This is a genomic window from Kribbella kalugense, assembly GCF_004365875.1.
Lineage (GTDB): Bacteria > Actinomycetota > Actinomycetes > Propionibacteriales > Kribbellaceae > Kribbella > Kribbella kalugense.
The window spans coordinates 2,818,041-2,843,284 of sequence record NZ_SODF01000001.1; the positions used below are offsets into that span (position 1 = coordinate 2,818,041).

The 25,244-nt window shown below is 67.6% G+C and carries 25 protein-coding genes; 17 read left to right on the plus strand and 8 right to left on the minus strand.

Annotated features, from left to right (window positions below):
• Positions 1 to 29: 29 nt before the first annotated feature.
• The 7 genes from EV650_RS13165 to EV650_RS13195 all read left to right on the plus strand — a co-directional run bounded on the left by EV650_RS13165 (position 30) and on the right by EV650_RS13195 (position 5,313).
• Positions 30 to 977, plus strand: a complete 948-nt coding sequence (locus tag EV650_RS13165) for a metal ABC transporter substrate-binding protein (RefSeq protein ID WP_134118725.1) — start codon at positions 30 to 32, stop codon at positions 975 to 977.
• Positions 978 to 1,042: 65 nt separating this feature from the next.
• Positions 1,043 to 1,732, plus strand: coding sequence for a metal ABC transporter ATP-binding protein (locus EV650_RS13170; protein ID WP_238174179.1), 690 nt, complete (start codon positions 1,043 to 1,045; stop codon positions 1,730 to 1,732).
• Positions 1,729 to 2,733, plus strand: a complete 1,005-nt coding sequence (locus EV650_RS13175; protein ID WP_134118729.1) for a metal ABC transporter permease — start codon at positions 1,729 to 1,731, stop codon at positions 2,731 to 2,733. Before EV650_RS13170 ends, EV650_RS13175 begins: the two co-directional genes overlap by 4 nt.
• Before the next feature lie 52 nt (positions 2,734 to 2,785).
• Complete coding sequence (locus EV650_RS13180) at positions 2,786 to 3,178, plus strand: Fur family transcriptional regulator (protein ID WP_134118731.1); 393 nt, start codon at positions 2,786 to 2,788, stop codon at positions 3,176 to 3,178.
• A 56-nt stretch (positions 3,179 to 3,234) separates the two neighbouring features.
• Positions 3,235 to 3,708: a MerR family transcriptional regulator gene (locus tag EV650_RS13185; protein ID WP_134118733.1), complete on the plus strand. Its 474-nt coding sequence runs from the start codon at positions 3,235 to 3,237 to the stop codon at positions 3,706 to 3,708.
• Positions 3,709 to 3,766: 58 nt separating this feature from the next.
• Complete coding sequence (locus EV650_RS13190; protein ID WP_134118735.1) at positions 3,767 to 4,735, plus strand: aldo/keto reductase; 969 nt, start codon at positions 3,767 to 3,769, stop codon at positions 4,733 to 4,735.
• Between the two features lie 83 nt (positions 4,736 to 4,818).
• Complete coding sequence (locus tag EV650_RS13195; RefSeq protein ID WP_134118737.1) at positions 4,819 to 5,313, plus strand: GNAT family N-acetyltransferase; 495 nt, start codon at positions 4,819 to 4,821, stop codon at positions 5,311 to 5,313.
• Here the strand turns inward: EV650_RS13195 and EV650_RS13200 are convergent.
• Positions 5,299 to 6,258: a sigma-70 family RNA polymerase sigma factor gene (locus tag EV650_RS13200; RefSeq protein ID WP_134118739.1), complete on the minus strand. Its 960-nt coding sequence runs from the start codon at positions 6,256 to 6,258 to the stop codon at positions 5,299 to 5,301. The genes EV650_RS13195 and EV650_RS13200 overlap by 15 nt on opposite strands.
• A gap of 135 nt (positions 6,259 to 6,393) precedes the next feature.
• Here EV650_RS13200 and EV650_RS13205 point away from each other — a divergent pair, with 135 nt between their 5' ends.
• Positions 6,394 to 7,749: an MFS transporter gene (locus EV650_RS13205; RefSeq protein WP_202874491.1), complete on the plus strand. Its 1,356-nt coding sequence runs from the start codon at positions 6,394 to 6,396 to the stop codon at positions 7,747 to 7,749.
• Here the strand turns inward: EV650_RS13205 and EV650_RS13210 are convergent.
• A complete protein-coding gene (locus tag EV650_RS13210) occupies positions 7,727 to 8,821 on the minus strand; it encodes an S-(hydroxymethyl)mycothiol dehydrogenase (RefSeq protein WP_134118741.1) in 1,095 nt (364 codons plus the stop codon). The two genes, EV650_RS13205 and EV650_RS13210, sit on opposite strands and share 23 nt — an antisense overlap.
• Before the next feature lie 124 nt (positions 8,822 to 8,945).
• On the opposite strand from EV650_RS13210, the gene EV650_RS13215 reads away from it, so the two are divergent.
• From EV650_RS13215 to EV650_RS13230, 4 genes are read left to right on the plus strand one after another with little or no spacing between them, the layout of a single operon-like run.
• Positions 8,946 to 9,830, plus strand: a complete 885-nt coding sequence (locus EV650_RS13215; RefSeq protein ID WP_134118743.1) for an ABC transporter ATP-binding protein — start codon at positions 8,946 to 8,948, stop codon at positions 9,828 to 9,830.
• Complete coding sequence (locus EV650_RS13220) at positions 9,830 to 10,642, plus strand: ABC transporter permease (RefSeq protein WP_134118745.1); 813 nt, start codon at positions 9,830 to 9,832, stop codon at positions 10,640 to 10,642. The genes EV650_RS13215 and EV650_RS13220 overlap by 1 nt, the downstream gene beginning before the upstream one ends.
• Positions 10,642 to 11,976, plus strand: a complete 1,335-nt coding sequence (locus tag EV650_RS13225) for a sensor histidine kinase (protein ID WP_238174180.1) — start codon at positions 10,642 to 10,644, stop codon at positions 11,974 to 11,976. The genes EV650_RS13220 and EV650_RS13225 overlap by 1 nt, the downstream gene beginning before the upstream one ends.
• Positions 11,973 to 12,614, plus strand: a complete 642-nt coding sequence (locus EV650_RS13230; protein ID WP_134118748.1) for a response regulator — start codon at positions 11,973 to 11,975, stop codon at positions 12,612 to 12,614. Before EV650_RS13225 ends, EV650_RS13230 begins: the two co-directional genes overlap by 4 nt.
• A gap of 1 nt (position 12,615) precedes the next feature.
• On the opposite strand, the gene EV650_RS13235 is transcribed toward EV650_RS13230, so the two are convergent.
• Both EV650_RS13235 and EV650_RS13240 read right to left on the minus strand, forming a co-directional pair.
• On the minus strand, positions 12,616 to 13,593 hold the full coding sequence (locus tag EV650_RS13235) for a hypothetical protein (RefSeq protein WP_134118750.1): 978 nt from the start codon (positions 13,591 to 13,593) through the stop codon (positions 12,616 to 12,618).
• Positions 13,594 to 13,760: 167 nt separating this feature from the next.
• A complete protein-coding gene (locus EV650_RS13240) occupies positions 13,761 to 14,603 on the minus strand; it encodes an isoprenyl transferase (protein ID WP_202874492.1) in 843 nt (280 codons plus the stop codon).
• 730 nt (positions 14,604 to 15,333) lie between these two features.
• Between EV650_RS13240 and EV650_RS13245 the strand changes: the two genes are divergently transcribed.
• Positions 15,334 to 16,335, plus strand: coding sequence for a hypothetical protein (locus tag EV650_RS13245; protein WP_134118752.1), 1,002 nt, complete (start codon positions 15,334 to 15,336; stop codon positions 16,333 to 16,335).
• 62 nt (positions 16,336 to 16,397) lie between these two features.
• Complete coding sequence (locus EV650_RS13250; RefSeq protein WP_134118754.1) at positions 16,398 to 16,901, plus strand: hypothetical protein; 504 nt, start codon at positions 16,398 to 16,400, stop codon at positions 16,899 to 16,901.
• 770 nt (positions 16,902 to 17,671) lie between these two features.
• Here the strand turns inward: EV650_RS13250 and recO are convergent.
• From recO to EV650_RS13265, 3 genes are read right to left on the minus strand one after another with little or no spacing between them, the layout of a single operon-like run.
• Entirely contained in the window at positions 17,672 to 18,415 is a 744-nt protein-coding gene (recO, locus tag EV650_RS13255) for a DNA repair protein RecO (protein WP_134118756.1), read from the minus strand.
• Positions 18,416 to 18,427: 12 nt separating this feature from the next.
• Positions 18,428 to 19,252, minus strand: a complete 825-nt coding sequence (locus EV650_RS13260) for an SDR family oxidoreductase (RefSeq protein ID WP_134118758.1) — start codon at positions 19,250 to 19,252, stop codon at positions 18,428 to 18,430.
• Positions 19,249 to 20,238, minus strand: a complete 990-nt coding sequence (locus tag EV650_RS13265; RefSeq protein ID WP_134118760.1) for an aldo/keto reductase — start codon at positions 20,236 to 20,238, stop codon at positions 19,249 to 19,251. The genes EV650_RS13260 and EV650_RS13265 overlap by 4 nt, the downstream gene beginning before the upstream one ends.
• A 168-nt stretch (positions 20,239 to 20,406) precedes the next feature.
• Between EV650_RS13265 and EV650_RS13270 the strand changes: the two genes are divergently transcribed.
• Genes EV650_RS13270 through EV650_RS13280 form a run of 3 tightly spaced genes read left to right on the plus strand, consistent with a single transcriptional unit; the run spans position 20,407 to position 24,988 of the window.
• Positions 20,407 to 23,511 (plus strand): FtsX-like permease family protein, encoded by a 3,105-nt coding sequence (locus EV650_RS13270; protein WP_134118762.1) that lies wholly within the window; start codon positions 20,407 to 20,409, stop codon positions 23,509 to 23,511.
• On the plus strand, positions 23,508 to 24,344 hold the full coding sequence (locus tag EV650_RS13275; RefSeq protein ID WP_134118764.1) for an ABC transporter ATP-binding protein: 837 nt from the start codon (positions 23,508 to 23,510) through the stop codon (positions 24,342 to 24,344). Before EV650_RS13270 ends, EV650_RS13275 begins: the two co-directional genes overlap by 4 nt.
• Positions 24,341 to 24,988: an ABC transporter ATP-binding protein gene (locus EV650_RS13280; protein WP_134118766.1), complete on the plus strand. Its 648-nt coding sequence runs from the start codon at positions 24,341 to 24,343 to the stop codon at positions 24,986 to 24,988. The genes EV650_RS13275 and EV650_RS13280 overlap by 4 nt, the downstream gene beginning before the upstream one ends.
• Here the strand turns inward: EV650_RS13280 and EV650_RS13285 are convergent.
• The gene (locus tag EV650_RS13285) at positions 24,966 to 25,172 is read right to left on the minus strand and encodes an SAV_915 family protein (protein WP_134118768.1); all 207 of its coding nucleotides are present in this window, start codon (positions 25,170 to 25,172) and stop codon (positions 24,966 to 24,968) included. The two genes, EV650_RS13280 and EV650_RS13285, sit on opposite strands and share 23 nt — an antisense overlap.
• Positions 25,173 to 25,244: the final 72 nt, after the last annotated feature.

The following is a 25,244-nucleotide window of genomic DNA, read 5'->3' on the forward strand; positions in this document are numbered from 1 at the left end:
TCAGTTCCAACTAAATGAAAATGATTGTCATGAAATCTGGTCTTCGAGCTGTCCTTGCCGGCGCCACCGCGCTGGCCGCCCTCACCCTGGCTGGGTGCAGCGGCTCGACCACCAACGGTTCCAGCAACGGCAAACTCGACGTCGTCGCATCGTTCTACCCGCTCGAGTTCATCGCCCGTTCAGTGGGGGGCGATGCGGTGAACGTGACCACCCTGACCGCCCCCGGCGTCGAGCCGCACGACCTCGAGCTGACCCCCAAGCAGGTCGGCTCGATCGCGACCGCGAAGCTGGTCGTGTACGAGAAGGACCTGCAGCCGGCCGTCGACGAGGCCGTCGAGCAGAACGCGAAGGACGCCGGCTTCGACGTCGCCCCGGCCGCCCAACTGGAGGCCACCGGCGCCGACTTCGAGGAGCACGAGCCCGGCCAGGCCGCCCCCGCCGTACACAAGGACAACGCCCTCGACCCGCACTTCTGGCTCGACCCGGTGCGGTACGCCGATGTTGTCAAGGCGGTCGAGGAGAAGCTCGCCTCCGTCGACAGCGCCAACGCCGCCGGGTACCACGAGCGCGCGACGGCCCTGCTCGGCCAGATCGGCAAGCTCGACACGGAGTACAAGACCGGGCTGGCGAGCTGCGAACTCAGGACATTTGTGACCAGTCATGAGGCGTTCGCGTACCTGGCCAAGCGATACGGTCTGACGATGGTCGGCATCGCCGGGTTCACACCGGACGCGGAGCCGACGCCGACCCGGATCAAGGAGGTCCAGGACCTCGTGAAGGCCCAGCACGTGACGACGATCTTCTACGAGGAGCTGGTCAGTCCGAAGCTGGCCGAGACGATCGCGCACGACGTCGGCGTCAAGACCGCCGTATTGAGCCCGATCGAGGGGCTGTCGGACGCGAACTCCAAGGAAACGTATCTGACCCTCATGCGGGAGAACCTGCAGGAGCTGCAGAAAGCGAACGGCTGCGCGTGATAGCGGAAGACTCCCCCAGGGCCGTCCAGGTCGCCGATCTTTCGGTTGACCTGGGCGGTCGACTGGTGCTCCGGGGTATCGATCTGCGGATCCGCCAGGGCGAGGTGGTCGCCGTGCTCGGGACCAACGGCTCCGGCAAGTCCACGCTGATCAAGACCGTCGTCGGGTTGCTGCCGGCGGCCCGCGGCGAGGTCCGCTTGTTCGGAACGCCGGTCCCCCGCTTCCGCGAGTGGCGCCGGGTCGGGTACGTCCCGCAGCGCATCACCGCGGCCGGCGGCGTACCCGCGACGGTGTACGAGGTGGTCTCGTCCGGACTGCTGTCGAAGCGGCGGATGTTCAGGCCACTGGGGGCCGCGGGCAAGCAGTCGATCGAGGAGGCGCTCGAGGTCGTCGACATGGCCGACCGGCGCAAGGACGCGGTCGCTGAACTGTCCGGCGGGCAGCAGCAGCGGGTCCTGATCGCTCGGGCGCTGGTCTCCGATCCCGACCTGCTGGTCCTCGACGAGCCGACGGCCGGGGTCGACCTGGCCAGTCAGCAGATCTTCGCCGACGCGATCCGGGAGCGAGTCGCGCGCGGTACGACGGTGGTGATGGTCAGCCACGACCTCGGCCCGATGGACGCGCTGATCGACCGCACGGTGGTGATGCGCCGCGGCCGCATCGTGTACGACGGCCCGCCGCACTCCTCCCAGACCCACGCCCACGTCCACCACTCACACACCTCAGAAGAAGATCCGGGGTGGATGACTCCATGACCATGTTCCAGCTGGAGTTCATGCAGCGGGCGCTGATTGCCGGTCTGCTGACCGGGCTGTCCGCGCCGGCCATCGGGACCTATCTGGTGCAGCGGCGGTTGTCGTTGATGGGTGACGGTATTGGCCACATCGCGATCACCGGGGTCGCGCTTGGTCTGCTGACCGGGTGGGCTCCGGTCCTGACCGCCGTACTCGTATCTATTGCCGGTGCGACCGCGATCGAGCTGGTCCGGGCTCGCGGCAAGGCCACGGGTGACGTGGCGCTCGCTCTGATGTTTTACGGCGGTATCGCGGGCGGTGTGCTGCTCATCGGGCTGGCTGGTCAGGGTGCGGCCACTCTGAACACCTATCTGTTCGGTTCACTCACCACGGTGTCCCAGAGCGACCTCTACGTCGTTGTCGGGCTGGCTGTCACCGTTCTGGTCGTGGCGATCGGACTGGGACCGCAGCTGTTCGCGGTGTGCCAGGACGAGGAGTTCGCGCGTACGACGGGGCTCCGGGTGCAGCTGCTCAACCTGGTGATCGCTGTGATGGCCGCGGTGACTGTGACCGTGGCTATGCGGACTGTGGGTCTGCTGCTGGTGAGTGCGTTGATGGTGGTGCCCGTGGCGACGGCGCAGCAGATCACGCGGTCGTTCCGCAGTACGTTCGTGACCGCATGTCTGATCGGTGTGGCTGCATGTCTGGCCGGCATCGTCACGTCGTACAACGCAAATGTGGCTCCGGGTGCGACCATCGTCGTGCTGGCGCTGGCCGGGTTCGTGGTGGCGGCGACGGTCGGGACGCTGCTCCGGCGGCGGTCCGGGCGGGCGCGTCCACTCGCGGACGAGGAGCCGGAGATCGGCGTACCGGCGCCGGAGCCGCATGTGGTGAGCCCTGGGCACCCGCACGCCCATGCTCCGGAGTGCGGCCACAAGAAGGTCGAACACGGTGACCACGTCGACTACGTGCACGACGGTCATCTGCACGCTGCGCACGGCGATCACTGGGACGAGCACTGATTTGCTGACTTCTGAGAGAATTGGGCCCGGTGATGAGATGACAGGAGGAACGGTGGCTATCGGAACACGCTCGACCCGTCAGCGCGCGGCGGTCGCGCAAGCGCTCGACCAGCTCGACGAATTCCGGACCGCCCAGGAGATCCACCAGGACCTCCGGACCGCCGGTGAGAACGTCGGCCTGACCACTGTCTACCGGACCCTGCAGGCGCTCGCGGACTCCAGCGAAGTCGACGTACTCCGCAACGCCGACGGCGAAACGGCGTACCGGCGCTGCTCGAAGGGTCATCACCACCACCTGGTCTGCCGCAACTGCGGCCGGACCGTCGAGGTCGAAGGCCCGGCCGTGGAGCGCTGGGCCGACAAGGTCGCGGCCGAGCACGGCTACGCCGACATCAGCCACACCCTGGAGATCTTCGGCACCTGCAAGGACTGCCAGCAGGTCTGAGGTGTGGCTCAGGTCACCTTTGCCTTTGAGTGCACTCTAAGGCGTACGTTTTGAGCATGAACACGACGGAGCTGCTCCCCGATCCCCGGCAGGCCATCGCCGAGCTCAACCCGGAGCTGGAGATCGACCCGGAGCTGCTCTGCCTGCTCGAGCTTCCGGACGACCTGCCCGAGCGGCTGTCCATCGCCGAGGCCGCCGAGCTCACCGGCCTCACCGCGCACACCCTGCGGTACTACGAGCGCACCGGGCTGCTCGACGTACGCCGGGACGTGTCCGGCTACCGCAGCTACGACCGGCGGGCGATGGCGCGGATCGTGTTCATCAGCAGGCTGCGTGCCTCCGGCATGCCGATCGGCACGATCAGCCACTACCTGGAGCTGGTCCTCGAGGGCGACCACACCGCACCGCAGCGGCTCGCCCTGATGCAGGAACACCGCGCCAGGATCCACCGGCAACTGCGTGATCTGCAGCTCGCCCTCGCGGTGACCGACTACAAGATCAACGTGTATCGCGGCACCGCCACTCCGTAACTTTCCTCGCTCAACCCGGGGGCCCGGGCGGAGCCATGTCAACTTCTGGGAGATTCTGATGAAACTGGGTAGCCAAGGCGCCGAGGTCAGCCGGCTCGGACTCGGCTGTATGGGAATGAGCTTCGCGTACGGCGAGGCCGATGACAACGAGTCCGTCGCGACCCTGCACCGCGCGCTCGACCTCGGCATCACGTTCCTCGACACCGCCGACATGTACGGCTTCGGCGCCAACGAGGAACTGGTCGGCCGGGCGATCGCCGACCGCCGGGACGAGGTGTTCCTGGCAACGAAGTTCGGCATCACCGGAAACCCGCTGACCAAGGCCCGTGGTGTGAACGGGTCGCCGGAGTACGTCCGGTCCTCGATCGACGGCTCGCTGCAGCGGCTGGGGGTCGACCACGTGGACCTCTACTACCAGCACCGGATGGATCCCGACGTACCCGTCGAGGAGACGGTCGGCGCGATGGCAGAGCTGGTCGAGGCCGGCAAGGTCCGCTATCTCGGGTTGTCCGAGGCGTCGGCGGAGACGATCCGGCGGGCGCACGTCGTACACCCGATCACCGCGGTGCAGTCCGAGTGGTCGCTGTTCAGCCGGGACATCGAGGAGTCGGTGCTGCCGGCCTGTCGCGAGCTCGGCATCGGGATCGTGCCCTACTCGCCGCTTGGTCGCGGCATGCTGACCGGCGCTCTGCCGGACCTGTCGAGTGACGACTTCCGCCGTACCCTGCCGCGCTTCTCCGACGACAACCTCGAAGCGAACCTGGCCCTGGTCGAGGAGATCCGCTCGGTGGCAGCGCGGTACGACGCCACGCCGGGGCAGGTCGCGATCGCCTGGGTGCTTGCGCAGGGCAACGATGTGGCGCCGATCCCGGGGACGAAGCGGCGCAAGTACCTCGAGGAGAACGCCGCGGCGCTGTCGCTTTCGCTGACCGCGGAGGATCTGGCCGGGCTCTCGAAGCTGACCCCGGCCGGGACGCGATACGCGGACATGAGCTGGGTCGCCGGGCAGTCCGCGCCGCAGGGCTGATAAACTGACCGCAGTAAGCCTTCCGTACCGGACTCTTCCGGCGGGAGGCTTTTCTGCGTTCTGATCCGCTCTGAAGGAGACCAATGTCTGATCTTGTGGTGCGCCGCGTCCAGTCCTCCGACCGTCCCGTGATGGAGCGGTTGTGGCTGATGTTCCGCCACGACATGTCCGAGTTCCAGGGGCAGCTGCCGCGACCCGACGGCAGCTACCGGGCCGAGTGGCTGGAGAAGGTCCTGACCGGGGACGCCGAGTGGGCCGGGTACCTGATCTCGCAGGGCGAGAACCCGATCGGCTTCTGCTTCATGCGCGCGTTGCAGCAACCGGTGCGGGTGCTGAACGCGTTCTTCATGGTGCGTCCGGTACGCCGCAACGGGCTCGGGCTGCGCGCGGTCCAGGAGGTTCTGTCGCACCACCCCGGGCCGTGCGAGGTCGCGTTTCAGGGCAACAACGAGAAGGCGGTCCGGTTCTGGCAGCGGGTCGCGACCGAGGTGTCCGGGGACGTGTGGACGCAGGAAGCCCGGCCGATCGCCGGCAAGCCCGACGCGACGCCCGACCTGTGGATCTCATTCCAGATCTAGTTCCAGGTCTAGGGACAGACCGAAGTACTCGAAGAGAGTTTGGTCGAAGAACGTGATGTTGTGAGTGATCCCGGCCTTGGTGACGGTGAAGACCTGCAGGCTGTGCGCGTGGTACCGACCGTCGTCGCCGCGGACGTAGGCGCCGACGGCGGGCTGGTCGTTCGCCACCGTCGTCACCAGTCGCCAGGCCGGGCCACGCATCGCGTAGACCCGCTCGATGAACGCGCCGTACGCGTCGCGACCCACGAACCACAGCGGCGCCGGCGGCATCTCCAGGACGACCCGCTCGGCCAGCAACTTGCTGAGCCCTTTGACGTCGGCCGCCTCGAAGGCCCGGACGTAGTCGTCGATGACAGTCCTGATCTCGCGGTCTGTCGGCTCGTCGACATCGTCTTCGGTGAGGTCGATCTCGGCGAGGCGAGCCCGGGCGCGCTGGAGGGCGCTGTTGACGGACGCCGGGGTGGTTTCCAGCGCCTCGGCGACATCGGCGGCGGACCAGTCGAGGACATCACGCAGTACCAGCACTGCACGTTGCCGGGCCGGTAGATACTGCATGGCGGCGATGAGGGCGAGCCGCAAACTGCCCCGCGCGGCGAGGGCCGCGGCCGGATCGCCGGTTGTCGGAAACGGCTGCAGCCACGCGACTTCCGGGGCCAGCTCAATTTTGGTCTGGGCGTCTTCCGCAGCACCGACAAGCCCGGACGGCAGCGCTCGCCGGCTTCGCCCTTTGAGCGCGGTCAGGCACGCATTGGTCGCGATGCGGTAGAGCCAGGTCCGGAGCGACGCTCGCTCGGCGTCGTAGGTGTCGTAGGCCCGCCACGCCCGCAGGAGAGTCTCCTGAACGAGGTCCTCGGCGTCATGAACCGACCCCAGCATGCGGTAGCAGTGCACCTGCAGCTCATGCCGGTAGGGCTTGACACTCTCGTCGAAGTCGTCGCGGTCCATCGGGGCCAGCCTTCCACGCTCGTCGGGTCTTCGCAGTACGTACCGCGCTCGGCCGCCGAATTCATCGGTCCGCCGTCGATGAATTCCTCGGTCGGCGCAGGTAGGTACTGCGAAGACCCGACGACGGAGGTACCGATGACCACTCTGACCGACAATCGCACGGATACCCGCTGGTTGATGCTGGCCGTTCTGCTACTCGGCCAGTTCATGGCGTTGCTCGACACGTTCGTGGTGAACGTCGCGATGCCGACGATCGGGGCCAACTTTCATGCGTCCGGGGCGTGGCTGCAATTGGTGGTCGGCGGCTACATGGTGGCCTATGCGATGACGCTGATCACCGGAGCAAGGCTGGGTGATCTGTACGGTCGTCGCCGGATGTTTCGGACCGGGGTCGTACTGTTCACGCTCGCATCACTGGCGTGCGGTCTGGCGCCGGGGATCCTGCTGCTCGTTGTTTTCCGGGTTATCCAGGGCATCGCGGCGGCGGTCATGGTGCCGCAGATCATGAGCGTGATCCAGACCCGCTTCACCGGCAGCGCTCGCTCCAAGGCGTTGTCGGCGTACGGCGCGACGCTGTCGGCCGGCCAGGTAGCCGGACTTGTGGTCGGCGGTCTGTTGACCAACGCCAACCTCTTCGGCACCAGCTGGCGACCGGTCTTCCTCGTCAACGTCCCGCTCGGCCTGGTTCTGGCTTTCCTTGTCCCCCGCCTGCTGCCCACGGATGTGCGAGCCGAGCGGGTACGGCGGTTCGACGTCATCGGGCTGGCGTTGGCGACGTCCGCAGTACTGCTGATCGTGCTGCCGCTGGTGATCGGGCACGAGATCGGCTGGCCGGTCTGGGCCTTCGTCTGCATCGCCGCAGGCCTTGTGCTTGCCGCGGTCTTCGTCCAGGTGGAGCGTCGCGTCGCCATCGACCCACTGCTCAACCTCGACGTACTCCGCGCACCCGGCCTGCCGTCGGGCGTGATCACGCTCGCCTGCATGCAACTCACTACCGGCGGTTTCCTGTTCGCCTTCACCCTGCATCTTCAGGCCGGCTTGGGCGAATCTCCTCTGCGAGCCGCCCTGACCTGGCTCCCCTTCGCAGCGACGTTCGGTGCGGTCGGCTACTTCTGGCGCGTCCTACCGACTCGCGTCCACTACGCCGTCGTACCCACCGGCATGGCGCTCAGCGCGATCGGCTTCATCGCTATCCCTCTTCTCTGGCCCGCCCTGGTGATCACCGGCGCCGGCATGGGTCTGTCCGCGAGTCCGCTCGTGACCCAGTCGCTTCACCGCGTCCCACCGGCTCGCGCGGCAGATGCCAGCGGCCTGCTCACCACGACTATGCAACTGAGTCAGGCCACCGGCGTGGCGGCGTTCGGCACGCTGTTCCTGTCCTCAGCGAACGACCTCACCCGCACGACTCTTGCCCTGGCCCTGACTTCCGCTGTGGGCCTGATCGCCGGCACCTTCCTGGCACGCACGGCTAGAACAGGACGACTGACCTGAGCACGTCGCCGCCGTGCATCTTGGTGAAGGCGGCCTCGACGTCCTCCAGCCCGATCGTCTCCGAGACGAAACGGTCCAGTGGCAGACGGCCTTGGAGGTGGAGGTCGATCAGCATCGGGAAATCGCGAGACGGCAGGCAGTCGCCGTACCAGCTCGACTTCAGCGAACCGCCGCGGCCGAAGAAGTCGAGCAGCGGCATCTCGAGCGTCATGTCGGGAGTGGGTACGCCGACGAGCACGACCGTGCCGGCCAGGTCCCGGGCGTAGAACGCCTGCTTCCACGTCTCGGGCCGGCCGACTGCATCGATCACCACATCGGCGCCGAACCCGCCGGTCAACTCCTGCACGGCCGCGACTACTCCGTCGTGGTCGAGGCCCTTGGAGTTGATGGTGTGGGTGGCGCCGAGCTCCTGGGCGGTCTTGAGTTTGCGGTCGTCCAGGTCGATGGCGATGACCTTCGCCGCCCCGGCCAGGCGGGCTCCGACGACAGCCGCCGTACCCACGCCGCCCGATCCGATGACCGCGACGCTGTCTCCGCGCCCGACGTTCCCGGTGTTGATCGCGGCTCCAAGGCCGGCCATCACGCCACATCCGAGCAGCCCAGCCACCTCGGGCTTGGCGGCCGGATCCACCTTGGTGCACTGACCGGCCGCGACCAGGGTCTTCTCTGCGAACGCGCCGATCCCGAGCGCCGGGCTCAGCTCGGTCCCGTCGGCCAGCGTCATCTTCTGCTTGGCGTTGTGGGTGTTGAAGCAGTACCAGGGCCGGCCGCGCAGGCAGGCGCGGCAGTTCCCGCACACGGCCCGCCAGTTCAGTACGACGAAGTCACCGGGCTGCACGTCCGTGACGCCCTCGCCGACCGACTCCACCACTCCGGCGGCCTCGTGCCCGAGCAGAAAGGGAAACTCGTCGTTGATCCCACCCTCCCGGTAGTGCAGATCCGTGTGGCAGACACCGCACGCCTGCACCACCACGACCGCTTCCCCGGGACCCGGGTCCGGGATCGTGATCTCCTCGATCGACACCGGCGCACCCTTGCGCGCCGCCACCACTCCACGCACCGTCTGAGCCATTCCCCGAACCTATCCGGCCCACCCCCTTCCCGTCAGCCCCGGCGCGTCTGTCCACCGGTTGGGGGACAGCGGGTCACCCAGGCGGTGCTCCCCGGGGACGGTGCCGGACGGCCAGAGTTGAGGCATGGAGAACGACAACGCAGTGAGGGTGCGCGGCCTGGTCAAGCGGTACCCGGACAAGGTCGCGGTCAACGGTGTCGATCTGGACATCCACCGGGGCGAGGTCTTCGCCCTGCTCGGCCCGAACGGGGCCGGTAAGACGACGACCACGGAGATTCTGGAGGGGTATCGCCGGGCCGACGAAGGTGAGGTCAGCGTGCTGGGGACAGACCCGGCGCACGCCGACCGGTTGTGGCGCAGCCGGATCGGGATCGTCCTGCAGACCTCGCGCGACGAGGCCGAGTCGACGGTCGCCGAACTGGTCAGCCACTACGCGGGCTACTACCCCAACCCACGCGACCCGGACGAGGTGATCGCCGCGGTCGGGCTCGAGGAGAAGCGCAAGACCCGCCCGCGCAAACTGTCCGGCGGTCAGCGCCGGCGGCTCGACGTCGCGCTCGGCGTCGTCGGCAACCCGGAGCTGCTCTTCCTGGACGAGCCGACGACCGGATTCGACCCGGAAGCCCGCCGGCAGTTCTGGACCCTGATCGAGAACCTGCGCACCAGCGGTACGACGATCCTGCTGACCACCCACTACCTCGACGAGGCCGAGCACCTGGCCGACCGGGTCGGCGTGATCGACGACGGCCGGATGATCGAGATCGGCACCCCGGAGACGCTCGGCGGGCGTGGCGCCCGGACCGCGCGGGTCTCCTGGAGCGACGCCGACGGTCAGCACGAGCTGCGCACCGACAAGCCGACCGCCGAGGTCGCCGCGCTGATGGCCCGCTTCGGCGGTGAGGTACCCGAGCTCGAAGTACGCCGTCCGAGCCTGGAAGACATCTACCTGGAACTGATCGGCAAGGCCAACGACGCCAAATCCGTTGCTATTGAAGCTGGAGCACTCTGATGGCCGACACCAAAGCTTTGCCGTCCACCCTCTCGGTCGGGCTGGCCCGGACCAAGCTCGAGGTGCGCGAGTTCTTCCGGGAGCGGGAGGCGCTGATCTTCACCTTCTTCTTCCCGATCATCTTCCTCGGCATCTTCTCCGCCGTCTTCGGCAACACCGACTTCAACGGCGTCAACGCCGCCACCTACTTCACGCCCGGGATGATCGCCTCCGGCATCTTCCTGAGCAGCTTCCAGTCGCTCGCGATCAGCATCGCGCTGGAGCGCGACGAAGGTCTGCTCAAGCGGCTCCGCGGTACGCCGATGCCGCCGCAGTCCTACTTCATCGGCAAGATCGGCCAGGTCCTGGTCACCTCGATCGCCCAGTTCGCGCTGCTGCTGGCGATCTCCGGACTGGTGCTCGGCGTGGACATTCCGACCGAGCCGTCGAGGTGGCTGAACTTCGTCTGGATCTTCATCCTCGGCACGGCGTCCGGCTCGGTGCTGGGGATCGCGTTCAGCGTCGTACCGAAGTCAGGCAAGGCCGCGTCCGCGGTGATCACTCCGGTCGTCCTGCTGCTGCAGTTCATGTCCGGTGTGTACTTCGTCTACAGCAGCCTGCCGGGCTGGATGCGCGGCGTCGCTTCGGTCTTCCCGCTCAAGTGGCTGGCCCAGGGGATGCGATCGGTGTTCCTGCCGGCAGGTTTCGAGGTGAACGAGCCGGGCGGTTCCTGGCAGCTCGGGACCGGTGCGATCGTGCTGTCGGTCTGGTTGGTGGTCGGCCTGTTCCTCGCCCAGCGGGTGTTCCGCTGGACCCGCCGGGACGCCGGCTGATGAATGAGGTCACCGGTACGACGTCGTCCCTCCCGGACCGGCGTCGTACCGAGCTGTCCGACGCCCCCTCCTGGACCGGGCCTCGTGTCTGGATCCTGATGTGGAGGAAGATAGGGCGGGTGGACAGGTCTCGCGGTGGCGCCGGGCAGCCGATCTGGACCCGGACGCTGATCGGGTGGCACGTCGTCTTCTGGGTGCTGCTCGGGATGACGCTGGCGCTGTCGTTCCTGGGACATCTCGGGACCGCTCGGCAGTTGGTGTTCACGGGCACGGTGGTTGTGCTCGGGGCGGCGTACCAGTTCATCGGGCTTCGCGCGATGACGTCCCGTTCGGCGGTTCCGTCGTACGCCTATCGGCTGGTGCTGATCGCTTGTCTGACGGTGCTGATCGGGGTCTATCCGCAGTCGGTGTTCTTGATGTTCATCGCGTCGGCGCAGATCTGGTTGCTGTGCGCGGACATCCGCGAAGGGATCGGGCTCAGCCTGCTGCTGGTGCTCGGTGTGGGTACGGCGCAGTTGTGGAGCGCGGGCTGGGGCTGGACCGCGTTCTGGGAGATCCTGCCGTGGATGCTGGTCAGTCTCGTGGTCAGCCTGCTGTTCGGGATCTGGATCGAGAAGGTCATCACGCAGAGTCAGCAGCGGGCCGAGCTGATCGACCAGCTCGAGTCGGCGCGGGACGAGCTCGCCGAGGCGCACCACAGTGCTGGTGTGATGGCTGAGCGGGAGCGGATGGCTCGGGAGATCCACGACACGCTCGCGCAGGGGATGACGAGCATCGTGATGCTGGCGCAGGCCGCGACGGTCGAGTTGGCGCGTGGCGGCAGCGATGGGGCCGCGGCGCGGCTGGCGGCGATCGAGGACACGGCCCGGGAGAACCTGGCCGAGGCGCGGGCGTTGGTTGCCGCGTTCACCCCAGTTGCGTTGTCAGAGGCAACGTTGACCGAAGTACTGCGACGGCAGGCGGAGCGGTTCGCGGCCGAGACCGGTGTCGACGTACAGGTCTCGTTGGACATGCCTGATGACGAGGTCGCTGCGTTGCCACAGGCGCAGCAGGTGGTGCTGTTGCGGTCGGCTCAGGAGGCGTTGGCCAACGTACGGAAGCATGCTGCGGCTACGCAGGTGCTAATCACGCTTGGGTTGTCGGACGGCGGGGTGTGGATCGAGATCTGCGACGACGGGTCCGGGTTCACGCCGGGGTCTGCGTCGGGCGGGTTCGGGCTGAACGCGATGCGCGGGCGGGTCGAGGAGTCGGGCGGATCGGTTCAGGTGGAGAGTTCGCCTGGACGCGGTACGCGCGTACAGGTGCTGATCCCGGCTGTGCAGGAGGACGTGTGATTCGGGTTCTGGTGGTCGACGATCATCCCGTGGTGCGGTCAGGGCTGACCGGGCTGCTGTCGGTGACCGACGACATCTCCGTTGTCGGCGAGGCAGCCGACGGCTCGGAGGCGGTCGCGCTGGTCGAGTCGACGCGGCCCGACGTCGTACTGATGGATCTGCGGATGCCGCGGATGGACGGTGTGACCGCGACCGGCGCGATCCTGTCCAGCTACCCGTCGACCCGGGTGCTCGTGCTGACGACGTACGACACCGACACCGACATCCTGCACGCCGTCGAGGCGGGCGCCGCCGGCTACCTGCTGAAGGACACCCCGCACGCCGAACTCCTGAACGGCATCCGCGCCGCCGCCCGCGGCGAAACCGTCCTCGCTCCGCCTGTCGCCGCGCGCCTGATGTCGCGCCTCCGTACGCCGGCCGCACCCGCCGCCGCGCAGCCCTCGCCCCGCGAACTGGAAGTCCTGGCCGCCGTGGCCCGCGGCCTCAGCAACGCCGAAATCGGCCGGGAACTCTTCATCGGCGAGGCCACGGTCAAGACCCACCTACAACGCCTCTTCGCCAAACTAGACGTAGACGACCGAACCCGAGCCGTCACCGTAGCCCTCGAACGAGGCCTGCTGCCGTCGCCCGGCCGCTGAGCTAGCGGCCGTGCCCCTGGTCTCTCGCCGGACCAGCGTTGTCGGAGTGACGCTCCTGCGCACCCATCGAGTAAGCGATCCGCGGGTCCACCCGGCCCTCGAGCCGACTGCTGAGGTCCGACTGCGCCTGGCTCACCACGGGTTGCTGGTCGGCCTGCAAGGTCGGATTCACGCCGGCCCGGACCGCATCGGCGAGCTGTTCGGCTTCCTTCGTTGCGTGCCGGTGCTCAGCGAGGGCGCCATTGGAGACGTTGACGGCGTGTTCGGCGACTTTTGCGAAATCCGCGCTGCTCCCGGAGAGGTCTGTGTGCAGCCGACGCGCGTAGTCGCGGGTCTCATCGAGCGAATCGCGCATCTGGCCGATGGTCCGGTTGAGCTTGGCGGACGGCTGTGCGTCGTCGACACCGGGCGCGGACGGCTGGAAGTTGTACGCCGCCTGCCGCCCGTTGGACAGCTGACCGACCATCTGCTCGACCCGTTCGTCGACAGCATCGACGACGGTCTTCAGGAACTCGACGCCCTGACGGAGCTGCGCCACGTCGTCCGTCGCACGATCCGGCATGTGCTCGATTGTTTCCAGATTCTTCAGGGCGCCCTGGAGGGCCTGCGCTCCGGCCCGCAGACATCTACGGTCCTCGGGAGTTGTACCGTTACGCTGAGCGTCCAGCACTTGCTGGACACTCCCGATGCTGGCCGACTGCTGTTGAATGTCGCCCTGGTACGCGGCGAACGTGTGCGCAAGGCTGGCCTTGGCGGGCTTCACGGCGGCGCCCTCGGCCCTCTGGACCGCTTGCTCGGCCGCGAAGAGGCCGTCGACGCCCCGCCTCAGCGTCCCGAGATCGTCCGATCGGCTGCCCAGCATCCGGCCGATCTCCGCGTCGCCGAGCTCGTAGGTCACCGAACTCAACGTTGCGTGCACCTCGGTGACCGCCTTCGCGATCTCGTCGGTGTAGTGGGCGAATTCCGCCTCGTTCGCCATCAGCTCGCCCTTCGTCTGCCGCGCGCTCCGGTCGGGCCCGCGCTCCCGTCGTGATTGATGCCTCGCACAACGAGCCTAGACGCAACCGGGTCGATCGCCGGTTCCCACCACCCTTCGCCCAACGGTCGGGCCCAGCGGTCGGGGTCCTGCGGTCCGGCCCTGCCGGGTCAGCCGTCCGCGGCGACCTCGTTCGGGATCGCGCCGCCGTACCTGCGGTCACGCTGCGCGTAGATCTCGATCGCCCGCCACAGGTCCCGGCGATCGAAGTCCGGCCAGAGTGTGTCCAGGAACACCATCTCGGCGTACGCGAGCTGCCAGACCAGGAAGTTGCTGGTCCGCTGCTCCCCCGACGACCGGACGAACAGGTCGACCTCGGGGATGTCCGGTGCGTAGAGATGCCGGGCGATCGTCTTCTCGGTGATCCGGTCCGGCTTGAGCTTGCCTGCGGCAACCTCCGCCGCGATCGACTTCATCGCGTCCGCGATCTCCGCCTGGCCGCCGTAGTTCACGCAGAACTGCAGGGTGATGGTGTCGTTGTCCTTGGTCCGCTCCTGTGCGTACTCGAGCTCGTCGATCACCGACTTCCACAACCGCGGCCGCCGCCCGGACCACACCACCCGGACCCCCATCGCATCCAGCTCGTCCCGCCGCCGATGGATCACTTCCCGGTTGAACCCCATCAGGAACCGGACTTCCTCCGGCGACCGCGCCCAGTTCTCCGTCGAGAACGCGTACGCAGAGATGTACTTCACCCCGATGTCGATCCCGCCCTTGATCACATCGAGCAGGCTCGCCTCCCCCGCCTTGTGCCCCTCGGTCCGCGGCAGCCCCCGCTGCTTGGCCCACCGCCCGTTCCCGTCCATCACGATCGCCACATGCCGCGGCACCAGCTCCTTGGGAACCACCGGCACCCGAGCCCCCGAAGGATGCAGCTCCGGCGGCACCACCACCTTCGTCTCCCCCGAACCCCCCAAAACCCCCCGACCCCGACGACGACCAATAGGCGACATACCCGCATCCTCCCATCCCCCCTCACCCCCCACTGCAGGAACCTGCAACCTGTGGATAACCCACCCCGCCGAACACCCTCCGTATGCAACCCTTAACCCGACCAGCACCAAAGAACGGAGCCCGCATGCCCCGCCGATCGGCCCTCGGACCCATCACCGCAGCCCTCTGCGCCCTCGCAGCGCTAACCGCCTGCCAAGGCTCCCCCGAAGCCGGTCACCCCAACACCACCCCGACGTCTCCGACAGCAACCCCGACACCGACCGCGAGCAAGCCAACCACCCCTGCGTGGACTCCGGAGGAAGAGGCTGCGATCACGGCCGCGAAGGCGCGCTACCTCGCCGCGAGGGGGGCAACCGAACGGGCCTTGCAGAATCCTGCCAAGGCAGATCGGACGGTGCTCGAGCAATCTGGAAGCGGTGGGCAATGGTTGACGGACATCATTGATGACATCTCGTTCTACCAAGACAACGGCTGGTATCAGGCCGGATCAGTCAAGTTGTCCTCGCCCAACGTGAAGTCAGTCCGTCTGGGTGCACAGCAACCTGAGGTCACGTTGACGGCGTGCGTCGACAGCAGCGCTGTTGTTGTTCGGTACCAATCGAGCAAGAAGCCCGTCCCGCTAGGTCCGGACAACGGCTCGCGCCATCAGACGCAGGCTCGCATGGTCCTGGCACCAGGACCGAGTGGTCAGAAGGCCTGGTTCCTGATCGACGAGACCGGTGACGCCAAATGCTGATGTCCAGACAGTTGGCGCGCCACCTCGTGCCATTAGCTCTCACCGTCATCCTCAGCATGGTCGGATCAACGACCAGCCCCACTCTGCCGCCGAAGCCTGATGGAGACGTTGTCCCCAAGTGCAGCAAGCTGCTGAACAAATGTTGGTGGATACCGAGGTCACTCATCCATCTGCCTGGCAAACCACCGAAAACGGGCAAACCCGGGAAGAACCAGAAGATCACCAAACCGGTGTGTGAGTTCAAGGGCGCAGCTCAGGCGTGCACCGATCCAGTCAAAGGCAACTGGTCCAACAGCCAGCAGTGCTACATGCGTCGGGAGGTGCCCCAACCACCGCCGGCCGACCCTCGATGGCAGGGGCACAAGGATGGCAGCATCTGGGCATGTGTGCGGGAGCAGGGCTATGACAAGGGCAAGCATCTCGTCACGAAGTGGGTATGGCTTCCTGGCACGCCAGACACAGTTGTGGTCGATCCAATGACGCTGGTTTATCAGGCTGTCGGGATGATGCAGTTGGCGCCACCGCTGATCAAGACTGCACCCGCGGCAGGACAGATCGGGTTGGTAAACATGCCTGTCTGGCTATGGGTGACCAAGTCCGAAAATACTTGGGGACCGATTGTGCGAAGCGCGAGCGTTCCGGGGCTGACGGTGACCGTCACCGCCCAGGTCAAGGCGGTGAACTGGGGACTTGGGGATGGGAACACTATTCGGTGCGAAGGCCCTGGAACGCCGTACACAAAGGCGATGGGTGTCAAGGATTCACCTGACTGCGGGCATCGGTACAAGAAGACATCACACGACCTTCCTGACTGCAAATACCCGGTGACGGCCACTGCGCAGTGGGACATCACCTGGCGGAGCACCTTGGGTGATGTAGGACAGATCTCCATGACGCAGCAAGCCGCGACCCAGTTGCGGATTGGAGAGGCGATCCCCGTGCTGGTCGATCCGGACGGTGGGGATGCGGTCTCGCCGACCGAGGCTGAATGCTGATGAGGCAGCGTGACCTGTGGATGAGTTCTGCGGCTGTCGATGAGAGGGAATAGGTTTGGGGTATGGCGGACTGGGCTTCTGTTGAGGTGATTCGGGGGGATCTGGCGGGGGTGCTTGCGCGGTTTCGGGGTGGGCGGACTTGGGCGTTCAGTTTTGGGGATGGGGTGCCTGAGGCGGTGATGCTTACGTACGACGAGTTTGAGGATCTTGGTGGGGAAGGGAAGTTCACCGTCGGGGATGAGGTGGTTGAGCCGGCGGTGCTTGCGGAGCGGTTGCCTCAAGTGGTGGAGGTTGCACGGGCGGGGAGCGGGAGCCCGGTGGTGTGGGGTGAGGACGGGGAGCCGGAGGCCGTGGTGATGTCGACGGCGCAGTACCGGGATCTGCGGGGCGACGACCATCCGCCGGCCGGCGTGATCGACGACCCGACCGTGCGTACCTACGTCTCCGAACCACTGCCCGACAGCCGGCCGCTGGACCTGGACGAGTGGGCTGCCAACGACCCGTTCACCCGCGAACTTCTCGACGAGATTCGAGCCGAGGACAGGTCAGAGGGCGATGACCGATGACACGCGGTATGTGGTCGTTGGCGTCGAGAAGTTCCAACAAGAGATGCATCTTCTGCGCCGGCAGGCGCAGGGGGCCGGCGGCGCGTATCTCCACCTCTACCGCGAGCTGCTGCGAGAGATCGAGCGGCTTCGGACCGGAGTAACCGACGGACACCATGCGCTCGGATATGAGGCGGGCAAAGGCGATCTCCGCGACTGCGTCACGGCGTACCTGCGCTCGGATCCAGGGCACAAGGCTGACTACCGTCTGGTGTTTCGCGAGATCGGACCTAGGGAACCTGGGCAGCTACCGCGCCGGGAGTTGCTCGCGATGAAACCGCGACGCGGCCGGAACAACATCTACGCACACGTGTGTGCCCGCTTGAGTCGCCATCCGAACGACCAGCAGCCTGGTCTCAACCGGTTCGGCAATCGGCGACCAGATGCACGCGGCAGCCAAGCCGCCCGCCAAGCCGAGCTGGATATCAAGCGAGCGATCGCACATGCATGGGCCGGTCAACAGCCGTTGCGATCAACCCGTCCCCTAGGACTCGACGAGGCGCGCAGCCCACGAGGCACGCCTCACGACGGGCCTGCGGCGCAGGTCCAGCATCCCGGCCAGCGCGAGGCCGACACGCGTTCAGAGCCCAGTAGCTCGGACCCGGCGCGGGATCGCCCAGCGCACCGGACCGGTTACCCCCAGCCAGGCGGCATTCGCCAGGGCCTAACCGGCTGGCCAACCCGCGACCGATAGTCGACAACCGGCGCTTAGGACCTTGATGCCGACGGCCTCAGGTGCCTCCTGCGGTTAGGTCTAGGTGGGGGAGGGAGCGGAGTTGGTTTTCTTGGTGGTAGGTGAAGAAGGCGGCTATCAGGCCGGTGGATTCTCGGCGGGTTCTGGGGTCGGCTTGCAACGCCGTGGGCCAGTCGCCGGTCAACAACGCACCCAGGTGGGTGACGGTGGGGGCGGACGGCATGGCTGAGGCGGGTGGGCGGCAGGAGGTGCAGACCATACCGCCGGCGGCGGGGTTGAAGGCTCGGTGCGGGCCTGGCTCGCCGCAGCGGGCGCAGTCGTCGAAGGAGGGGGCGTAGCCGGAGATCGCCAGCGACCGCAGTAAGAAGGAGTCGAGGACTAAGGACGGTTCGCGTTCGCCGGTGGAGAGGACGCGGAGGGCGCCGGCCAGCAGCAGGTGCTGTTGGGTGGCGGGTTCCTTCTCCTCGACGACGAGGCGGTCGGCGGTTTCGAGCAGGACGGTGCCGGCGGTGTACCGCGCGTAGTCGCCGACGATGCCCTCGCCGTACGCCGCGATCGACTCCGCCTGCGTCACGACGTCCAGCGTCCGCCCGGTCGCGAGCTGGAGGTCGACGTGGCTGAACGGCTCCAGCCGGGCGCCGAACCGGGACGACGTACGGCGGACTCCCTTGGCGACCGCGCGGACCTTGCCGTGCGCACGGGTCAGTAGCGTGGCGATCCGGTCCGCTTCACCCAGCTTCTGGGTGCGCAGAACGATCGCATGATCCCGGTAGAGCGGCACCGCACCAGTCTCTCACCGAGCGCCGACATACGCCTCGAGGCTGATCGGTTCGCGACCGGTGATGTCGGAGACGGCGGTGGAGACCTGGCTGAGTTCGCCGCTTGCGATCGCGGCGTACGACGTGACCCAGCCGGCGACCTCCCACGCGGCAGCACCGAAAGACTCACGCGACCGGTAGGCCTCGTCCAGCGACTCCGGTTCGTAGCGAACCTTCTGCCCAGTTGCCTCCGTGAGGACGGCCGCGGCCTCAGCCAACGTGAACGCCGAAGGGCCGGTGAGGTCGTAAGTGGCACCGGAGTGCTCAGTGACCAGGACGCGAGCCGCCACCGCGGCAACATCGTCGCGAGCGACCGCCGCGACCCGCCCGTCGCCGGCCGGCCCGCGAATCACCCCGTCCTCCCCCACAAAGCCAGGCACGAAGTCGAGGTAAATGTTGTCCCGCAAGAAGGTGAAGTCGACACCGCTCGACCGGATGTGCTCCTCGGTGTGCCAGTGATCCCGGGCGAAGGTGAACGTCGCCCCAGGCGCCGCCCCCACGAACGACGTGTAAACGATCCGCTGCACCCCTGCCGCCACGGCCGCATCGACGGTTGCCTTGTGCAACGCAACTCGATCGGCCGACTCGGTTGCACTCAGCAACATCAGTACGTCGACCCCGTCGAGTGCGTTCAGCAGCGCGGCATGCTCGCCGTACGCGGCCTGCGCCACCGTTGCACCGGGCAACTGAGGAGCCCGGCCCGGATCCCGCACGATCAGCCGCAGCGGTACGCCGGAATCAGCCAGCCGCGACGCGATCCGGGAACCCAGCTGTCCGGTCGATCCGGTGACGCCGATCACTTGCCCACCAGGTCCATCCCGCCGTCGGTGTACCGCTGCCCGGCCACCGAGTCCGCGGGGAACGTCGCATCCAGCGCCGCCAGTTCGTCAGCCGAAAGCGAGACATCCAACGCCCCCAGGTTCTCGGCCAGGTACGTGCGCCGCTTGGTCCCCGGGATCGGCGCCACGTCATTGCCCTGCGCAAGCAACCAGGCGAGCGCGAGCTGACTGGCCGTCACGCCCTTCTCGGCAGCCAGCGACTGCACCGCAGCGACCAGATCCAGGTTCCGCTGGAAGTTCTCCCCCTGGAACCGGGGCAGCCCGCGCCGCATGTCGTCCTCGGGGAAGTCCGCCTCCGACTTGATCTGCCCGGTCAGGAACCCACGGCCGAGCGGGCTGAACGGCACGAACCCGACGCCCAATTCCCGCAGCGTCGGCAGTACGACGGTCTCCGGGTCGCGGGTCCACAGCGACCACTCACTCTGTACGGCGCTGATCGGGTGTACGGCGTGTGCCGCGCGGACCGTTTCGCCGTTCACCTCCGACAGACCGAGGTACCGCACCTTGCCGGCCTCCACCATCGAGGCCATCGCGCCGACCGTCTCCTCGATCGGCACCTGCGGGTCACGCCGGTGCAGGTACCAGAGGTCGACGTGGTCCACGCCGAGCCGCCGCAGCGACGCGTCGATGGCCTCGCGCGCGTACGCCGGAGAACCGTCGACCACCGACGGCAGCGCCACGGCACTCGCGGGCCGCTTGAAGCCGAACTTCGTCGCGAGCACCACCTCGTCGCGGCGCCCGGCCAGCGCGCGGCCGACGAGCTCTTCGTTCTCGCCGTCGCCGTACACGTCGGCGGTGTCGATGAAGGTGCAGCCCGCGTCGATCGCCGCATGCAGCGTCGCGATCGACTCGGCGTCGTCGGCGCGGACGCCGTACGACTGGGACATCCCCATGCAGCCGAGGCCGAGGCTGGAAACGGTCAGGTCACCGAGCTGGGATTCACGCATGTCCCGAACCTACCGCCGCCGCCCGGCCGGCGGGGCAACGGCCCACGCTGGTCACGATCGGGACACGGGTACCTGCCGAGACAACTTTAATGTGACATTTTGCCGTCCCTCGGCACAGTGAGCGCAACATTCCGTACATTCGGCGGGCAACACGACGCTGGGGGTGGCATGTTTCTACGACAGGCGCTGCGGTACCGCTGGGCGCTGGCGCTGGTGCTGACCGGGATCAGCCTGCTGATCGGCACCTGCGCGGTCTTCGCGCCGTGGTTCGCGCGCGCGGTCGAGCAGACCGTGATGACCGAGACGCTCGACGGGCAACGCCTGCCCGCGTCCTGGCTGATCGCGTCGCAGAGCTCGCAGCGGTACGTCGGCAACGACAAGGTGAACCTCGAGCCGGCGCAACTCGACAAGCTGCTGCCCGCCGATCTGAAGCCGCTGTTCACCCCGCCCGTCCACGGTCTCTACAGCGACATCAGCTGGGGAAGCCCGGTCGCTCCGGGTGACGCTCCGCTCGCCCGGGTGCGTTGGCGCGACGGGTACTGCGCTCAACTCACCGTGACCGAGGGACGCTGCCCGACGGCCGCGAACGAGGTGATCGCCTCCGCCGTCGACAAGGACGCCTGGTCGTTCCGCATCGGCACACCACTGACCGGTACGCCGACCAGCACCGGTAAGGCCGCCGGTCGACTGACTATCGTCGGCTTCTACCAGCCGAAGGAGCCGCGTGGCGACTACTGGTTCGGCGACTACCCGAACGGGCACACGCACAAGCCGACCGACAAGGACCCCGGCGGCTCCAACGAGTTCTTCACCGACAGTACGACGTTCGCCGGTGGCGACTGGGAGCAGCGGGTAACCTCCGACACCCGCCCGCTCGCTGGAGTCGCCCGCCTCGACGACCTGTCGCGGCTCCAGGATGCGTCCCGAACGGTCAACGGGAACGCCAGCGAGCTCGGCGTACCCGCGCAGACCACCACCTCGCTGGACGATCTGGTCGACCAGATCCAGGCGGAGCGGAAGCAGGCGACCACGATCATCCCGCTGGTGATGGTCCAGGTCGGATTGTTTGCAATCGTCGTACTGGCGCTGGCCCTGGCTGCCGTGGTCGACCAGCGCCGGCCGGAGATCGCGCTGGCCCGGTTGCGTGGTTCGTCAGCTCGGCGTACCCAACGCTCGTTGTGCATCGAGCTGGGTCTGCCGGTACTGATCGGGACGTTGCTGGGCGGGCCGGCGGGATTCGGGTTGCTGCTGCTTGTCCGTGCGACCTGGTTGCGGCACGGTGCGCCGATCGAGCTGCCGTGGACGGTCCCGGCTGCGCTCGCGGTGGCCGTCGTACTCGCACTCATCGTGGTCGTACTCCAAGTCCGAGGCGCTGTCCGGCAGCCGATCTCGAGCCTGCTCCGGCGCGTGGTCCCGCTGCGGCGCGGCCGATCGATCGGCGTCGCGGACCTGTGCATCATCGTGTTCGCCGTCGCCGGACTGATCGCGGCGCTGACCGGCGACGGTCGTGGCCCGCTGCCCGTTCTCACGCCCGCCCTACTCGCGCTCGCGGTCGGCCTGACGTTCGCGCATCTGCTGCTGCCGACGGCCGGTCTGATCAGCCGGCAGGCACTACGCCGCGGCCGGCTGGGTCTCGCGCTCGGTGCCCTGCAGATCTCCCGCCGCCCAGCCGTGACCCGGATCGTCGCCGCCGTCGCGGTCGCGGCCGCGCTGCTCACGTTCGCGGGTCAGGCATCGTCGGTCGCCGCCGCCAACCGCGAGTCCAGGTCCGGCTACGAGACCGGCGCCGAGGGCGTACTCCGGATGAACGCCCTGTACCTCGGAGACTTCCTGAACACGGCCAACCAGATCGATCCGGACCGGCACTGGCTGACTCCCGTGGTGATCTCCCGGCCCGGCTCCCCAGACACACTGCAGACAGAGATGATCGAGCCGGACAGCTTCCGCCGCAACGCGTTCCGCGGTGATCAGCTGACCGACGCGCAGGGCTGGCAGACGCTGAAGGCGCCGAGCACCCCGGCGCCGATCGAGTTCCGCAGCTCGCAGCTCACCGCTACGGTCTCGGCCGAGGGAATCAAGACGCTGGTCAGCAACGACGCGAACGGCCCGATCGACTCCGGTACGCCGAAATCCGTCGTACTGCGGGCCAACGTGGTCAGCCACCGTGACGGCTCCCGCTACCTGGTCTCCTTCCCGCCGTTGAAGCTCCCGGCGACCAAACCCGTCGAGCTGCGAGCAGCAGTGGACTGCCTGGGCGGCTGTGACCTGTTGCGTCTCGGCATCGGTCGCGAGCCGCTCGACCCGGCCGGTCTGCAAGGCGACCTGGTGATCAGCAAGATCTCCAGCGACGACCATCCGACCATCGCGCTCGGCGAACCGGAGGCCTGGCAGCCGCTCCCCCGGCTCGAGTCCGACCAGAGCTCGGTTGCGTCCAAGCCGGGCGGCGCGCTGACGCTCGCGGTGAAGAGCTTCGGCCTCGACGAGTTCGTGCAGTACGCAACGGTTCCGACGGTGGTGCCGGCGCTCGTCACCCCGGAGTTCCACTATGTCGACAACGGCACCACCAGCCCGGCGATCGACGGCGTCCCGATGGCGCTCGCGAGGATCGACCGGCTCCGTGGACCCGTGAACCGGTACGGCGATCGCACCGCCGTGGTCGATATCGAGACGGTACGACGGATGGCCGGCACGGTCGACGAAGACGGGACCGACTTCGAGCTCTGGCTGAACAAGGACGGACTGGCGAACGTCGGCACGATCACGGCCAAGCTCGCCAAGGCCGGGTACAGCGCCGAGCTCGTGGATCAACGGGACGACCGGATCGCGGCGTACGGACGGTCGGCGAGCGCGCTGGCGTTGCAGCTGACGCCGGTGGTCGGGATCGCGGCCTGGGTGCTCGCGATCGTCGTACTGCTGCTGACCGTGGTGACGTCCTGGCGCTCGCGGGCCCAGGACTACGCGAGTCTCAAGATCACCGGCGTACCGGACAGCGCCACTGGGCGAGCCGCACGCTGGGAGCAGACTGCTCCGGTCGCACTGGCCGTCCTGCTCGGGACCGTCTGTGGGCTGATCGGTGCGCACGTCGCGCTGCCGTTGATACCGCTGTTCGCCACCAGCGGCGGGTCGGTGCCGCTCGACCTCGGTACGAGCTGGCCGGTCGCACTCATCCTCTGGGTCGGAGGTACGGCGATCCTCGCGGCCGCGACGCTGTTGCTCGGCAGCCGGGTCAACAGACGCTCGACGTACGGCCGAATCCGGGAGGAACTCACATGAGCGGCCTTGCCATCAGTACGACGGGACTCGTGCACATCTACCGTGCTCACGGCCATGACGTCGCCGCGCTGTCCGGTATCGGCATCACCGTGCGGCCCGGTGAGCTGGTCGGACTGCTGGGGCCGTCCGGTGCCGGGAAGTCGACGCTACTCCAGCTGTGTGGTGGTCTGCTCACCCCGAGCGCGGGACGACTGCAGGTCGGCGAGCACAACGTCGCCGCGATGACCGACACCGAGCTGGACCGGATGCGGTCCGGTGACGTCGGCATCGTCCTGCAAGGTGCCGGACGCAACCTCATCCCGTACCTGAACCCGGTCGACAACATCCGGTACGCCCAGCTCGCCGCACCACGCGACCGCGATCTCCCCGCCCCGGAGTCGATCCTCGAACTCGTTGGCCTGGGCAACCATGCGCAGAGTCCACTCGCGCAGCTGACGCCCGGTCAGGTGCAACTCTGCGCTGTTGCCGTCGGCATCGCCACGTTGCCCGGCCTGCTGCTGGCCGACGAACCGACCAGCCAGCTGGACCACCATGCCCGCGACGAGGTCCTCGCCGCGATCCGCACGGTCAACGCCGAGACCGGGATGACCGTGCTCCTGGTCACCCACGACCCGGAGGTCGCCGCGACCCTGCCCCGGACAGTCACGATCCGAGACGGCCGGATCGCTTCCGAGGGCCGGTCCGGTGAGGAGTACGCCGTGGTGGCGGTGGACGGATCGTTGCCACTACCACCACATGTCGCCGAACTGCTGCCGGCCGGGACCCTCGTCCAGGTCACCACCGACAACGGCGACATCCGGCTCACTCCCGTGAAGCAGGAGGGGAACCAGTGATCAACGTCAGCCAGGTGACAGTGCGGTACGGCGACCTGACCGCGGTGTCGGACGTGTCGTTCACGGTCCCACCCGGGTTCATGCTCGCGGTCAGCGGACCGTCCGGCGCCGGGAAGAGCTCGTTGCTCTGGGCAATCGCTGGTGCGGTGCCGCTGGCCAAGGGACAGGTCGAGATCGACGGGTTGGTGATCACCGGCCGGCCGGCGGCGGCCGCGCACGGCGTCGTACTGATCCCGCAGGGCAATGGTCTCGCGCGAGTGCTGACCGCTCGGGAGAACCTGTCGATCCCCTTGCTGGCCGAGCGAAAGCCGAGCGAGGACGTGGAGCGGACGATCGAGCAGGCGCTCGCGGGCGTCGGGCTCGAGGAGAGCGGCGACCACCTGGTCGAGGAGCTGTCCGGTGGCGAACAGCAACGCGTCGCGGTGGCGCGCGGGATCGCCCAGCAAGGACGGGTGATCCTCGCCGACGAGTCCACCAGCGAACTCGACGGCAACAACCGCGAACGCGTCCTCGACCTACTCCACGAAGAGGCCCGTCGCGGCGCCGCCGTCGTGATCGCCACCCACGACCCCACCGTCGCCGACAGCGCCGACGGCCATGCTGTGATGGACGAAGGCCACCTCAGCTGGCTACGGCGCCTCTGACCGGTACGGCGACCAGCGTCGGGTCCAGCTGGATCCGCTCGATACCAAGCGGTTCGAGGAGGTCGTGCAGACCGTCCTCCGTCATCCGCATCCACTCCTGCGCACCGGACGCCGCCCGCAGGCCGGCCAGCGTGCTGAACGCGATCCCAACCCGCCGCCCATCCGGCAGCCGCCCTGTCTGCAACGTAGCGATATCCCCGCTACACCGAACCGGAACGAACCAGTCACCACAATGTCGAGTGCTCACTCCACGAAG